Raw genomic sequence first — 3,054 nt, forward strand, 5'->3', positions numbered from 1 at the left:
GGCGCAGGCGGTGGTCGCCTTGCAGCAGCAGGGCCAGCTGGAAACTACGGGCACAGGAGCGGCTGCGATTCACGCCCTGATCCGCCTGAACACCAGCTCGCCCGTAGCCCTGCTGGAGCCGGCGAACAGCGCAGTAGGACGCCCTCGCCAGGATGACCCTCTGGCACTGCGCAATCGCCTCAAAGCGATCAGCCAGGACCTCGATGAAGCACTGGTGGACGCCTGTTGCATCGAGCTGCCCCACGCGGCAATTCAGAACCTGCTCACAGCCTACCGGGCCACCCGCGCAGCAGCCAGCAGCCTCAGCGACTGATCACGAAATGGAGAGCAACACCATGCAATGCACCACCGAAATTCCTGCCGGATACCGGCAGGACGCCAAGGGGAATCTGATCCCCGAGAGGAACATCCGCCCCATTGATCAGGCTCGCGATGAGCTGGTCGCTGAGCTGGCCAGCGAGGCAAAGCGCCTCCACGCGCAGCTCGCGGCGTTCAAGATCCGGGCGCACGCCGACATCGCCGCCTTCATCCAGCTCAGTGCGGAGGAATATCGGGTGTTTATCGGGGGTACAAAGGGGAACGTCACCCTCCTGGCCTTCAACGGTAGTTACAAGATCATCCGCCAGATTCAGGAGAGCATCCGCTTCGATGAGCGCCTCCAGGCGGCCAAGGCACTGATCGATGCCTGCCTGGTCGAATGGACGGAAGACGCGTCACCGGAAATTCGCGCCATCATCAACGATGCTTTCCGGATGGATCAGCAGGGCAATATCCGTACTGGCCAGGTGCTGTCGCTGCGCAGGCTTCAGATTGCGGATGACCGCTGGCAGCGCGCCATGGCAGCAATCGGCGAGGCCGTCCAGGTCGTGGGCAGTAAATCCTACGTCCGCGTCTACGAACGCGACGACAAGGGCAAGTATCAGCCAATCACGCTTGATATGGCGGGGGTATGACATGGATCACTCGGAACCCGCCGCCGGCACGATCGCGCTCGCCGTCCAGATCGCAGACAAGACCGTCCGCTGCGACATCGAACTGTTCTGCCGGGACACATGGATTGACGGCGTTCGGCACTTCGATGCCAACGCTCCCCGTCTCTTCGGCGAAGACCTTGGGACAGTGCGGGATGCGCTGGAGTACATCCGGCTGCGCGGCGACGTATTCCCTTGGGCATTGAAACGGCACCACATCCACACTCAATTGATCTGCTTCGAGGAAACGACCTGATGTTCTTCAAGAACCTGACATTCTTCGCATTCCCAATCAGCACAGATTTCTCCGAGGCCGACACCCTGCTGCCGCAGGCGCTGCTCAAGCCGGTGGGTCCGCTCGAAATGAGCTCGCGCGGCTTTATCTCCCCGTTCGGCCGTGAGGAAAAGGCCGTGTTCTCGCACCGCGTCGGCGACGCGCTCTGGCTGACCGTGGGCGGTGAGGACAAGATCCTGCCGGGCGCAGCCGTCAACGACCTGCTGGCCCGCAAGATGGAGGAGATCGAGGCGAAGGAAGGTCGCAAGCCGGGCGGCCGCGAACGCAAGCGCATAAAGGACGACCTGCTACACGAGTTGATGCCCAAGGCGCTGGTAGCCAGCTGGCGCACTGATGCGCTGATCGACCTCGCGCATGGCTATGTGGCCGTGGACGGTTCCAGTCGCAATGCCGGCGAGAGCGTGATGTCCGATATCCGTGGCCTGCTCGGCAGCTTCCCGGCCATGCCGCTGAACGCCGAAGTGGCGCCGCGTTCGATCCTGACCGGATGGATCGCCGGTGAGCCGCTTCCGACCGGGCTGAGCCTGGGCGAAGAGTGCGAGATGAAAGACCCGGCCGAAGGCGGCGCGGTGGTCAAATGCCAGCACCAGGAGCTGCGCTGCGACGAGATCGACAAGCACCTGGACGCCGGCAAGCAGGTGACCAAGCTGGCCCTGGTGTTCGAGGACAACCTGTCGTTCGTGCTGGGCGATGACCTGATCGTGCGCAAGCTGAAGTTCCTGGACGGCGCCCTGGACCAGCTTGAGCACGCCGACGAGGACGGTCGCCGCGCCGAGCTGGACGCCCGCTTTGCCCTGCAGAGCGGCGAAGTGCGCCGCCTGTTCCTGCTGCTGGAAGACGTCTTCGAGCTCAGCAGGGTCTATGGCTGATCATGAGAGATCCCCGACGAGCACAGATCGCCAAGATCCACGTCGCCGTATCCCAGCTGGGCATGGCCGACGACACCTACAGGGAGCTGTTGCTTCGGGTCACCGGCAAGAGCTCGAGCGCTGCGATGTCGTCCCAGGAACGCGACAAGGTCATTCAGGAGATGAAGCGCCTCGGCTTTAGCGATGCCCGTAAGCAGGATGGCGGCGCAGTCTTCCCGGGTAGACCGGATGCGGTAGACGGCATCCCGATGCTGAAGAAGGTCGAGGCGCTGCTTGCTGCTGCTGGCAGGCCATGGAGTTACGCCACTTCGATGGCCAAGCGCATGTTCAAGGTTGAGCGGCTGGAGTGGTTGAAGGCCGACCAGCTCCATCGGTTAATCGCTGCGCTCCAGATCCACGCAAACAGGAAAAGTAAGAAGTGACGGCACAGAAAGAAGCTCGCGTATTGGAGTCGGCAGTAGATGCCGCGCTCAGGATCACCTTTCAGCACGTAATGCAGCTGCATCCGCCGCAGGTGGTGCCGTATCTCACGAATGTGGTGGCTCTAGGCGTCGAGCTGCTCAGGGCTGGTGGATCGGAGGATGAGTTCGTGCGTGCATTCCTCAGCAATGCCCTGGACGGCTTGGATGCGCCGCCCGCGCCCTCGATGAAGGACTTTCGGAGAAACTGATGAAAGCGACATGTCCCGAATGCGGCGCACAGGGCCACGTGAATGCGTTCTTTGTCGAGGAAGACGGCAAGCGGCTGGCCGTAACCTTGGCCGGGATGCAGCCGGAGTTGGGAAAGGCCGTACTGGGCTACCTCGGCTTGTTCAAGCCTGCCAAAACATCGCTGCGACTGTCTCGCGCCGCCAAGATCGCCCAGGAAGTTGCTGGCCTGGTCGAAGCTGGCCATGTCTGCAAGGACGAGCGATCTGGGG

The 3,054-nt window shown here is 62.4% G+C and carries 7 protein-coding genes; all 7 read left to right on the forward strand.

Annotated features, from left to right (window positions below):
- Positions 1-313: hypothetical protein (locus ACREPD_RS21955; protein ID WP_431601259.1), on the forward strand; the 313-nt coding region annotated here is incomplete at its 5' end.
- Positions 314-320: 7 nt separating this feature from the next.
- Positions 321-953: a DUF3164 family protein gene (locus tag ACREPD_RS21960; protein WP_431601260.1), complete on the forward strand. Its 633-nt coding sequence runs from the start codon at positions 321-323 to the stop codon at positions 951-953.
- 1 nt (position 954) lies between these two features.
- Positions 955-1,227 (forward strand): hypothetical protein, encoded by a 273-nt coding sequence (locus tag ACREPD_RS21965; RefSeq protein WP_431601261.1) that lies wholly within the window; start codon positions 955-957, stop codon positions 1,225-1,227.
- A complete protein-coding gene (locus tag ACREPD_RS21970) occupies positions 1,227-2,135 on the forward strand; it encodes a recombination-associated protein RdgC (RefSeq protein WP_431601262.1) in 909 nt (302 codons plus the stop codon). Before ACREPD_RS21965 ends, ACREPD_RS21970 begins: the two co-directional genes overlap by 1 nt.
- A 62-nt stretch (positions 2,136-2,197) precedes the next feature.
- Positions 2,198-2,557: a phage protein GemA/Gp16 family protein gene (locus ACREPD_RS21975; RefSeq protein ID WP_431601263.1), complete on the forward strand. Its 360-nt coding sequence runs from the start codon at positions 2,198-2,200 to the stop codon at positions 2,555-2,557.
- The gene (locus ACREPD_RS21980; protein WP_431601264.1) at positions 2,554-2,805 is read left to right on the forward strand and encodes a hypothetical protein; all 252 of its coding nucleotides are present in this window, start codon (positions 2,554-2,556) and stop codon (positions 2,803-2,805) included. The genes ACREPD_RS21975 and ACREPD_RS21980 overlap by 4 nt, the downstream gene beginning before the upstream one ends.
- A partial coding sequence (locus ACREPD_RS21985) for a hypothetical protein (protein ID WP_431601173.1) occupies positions 2,805-3,054 on the forward strand: 250 nt, incomplete at its 3' end. The genes ACREPD_RS21980 and ACREPD_RS21985, both read left to right, overlap by 1 nt.

This window comes from Stenotrophomonas sp. (genome assembly GCF_050737075.1).
Lineage (GTDB): Bacteria > Pseudomonadota > Gammaproteobacteria > Xanthomonadales > Xanthomonadaceae > Stenotrophomonas.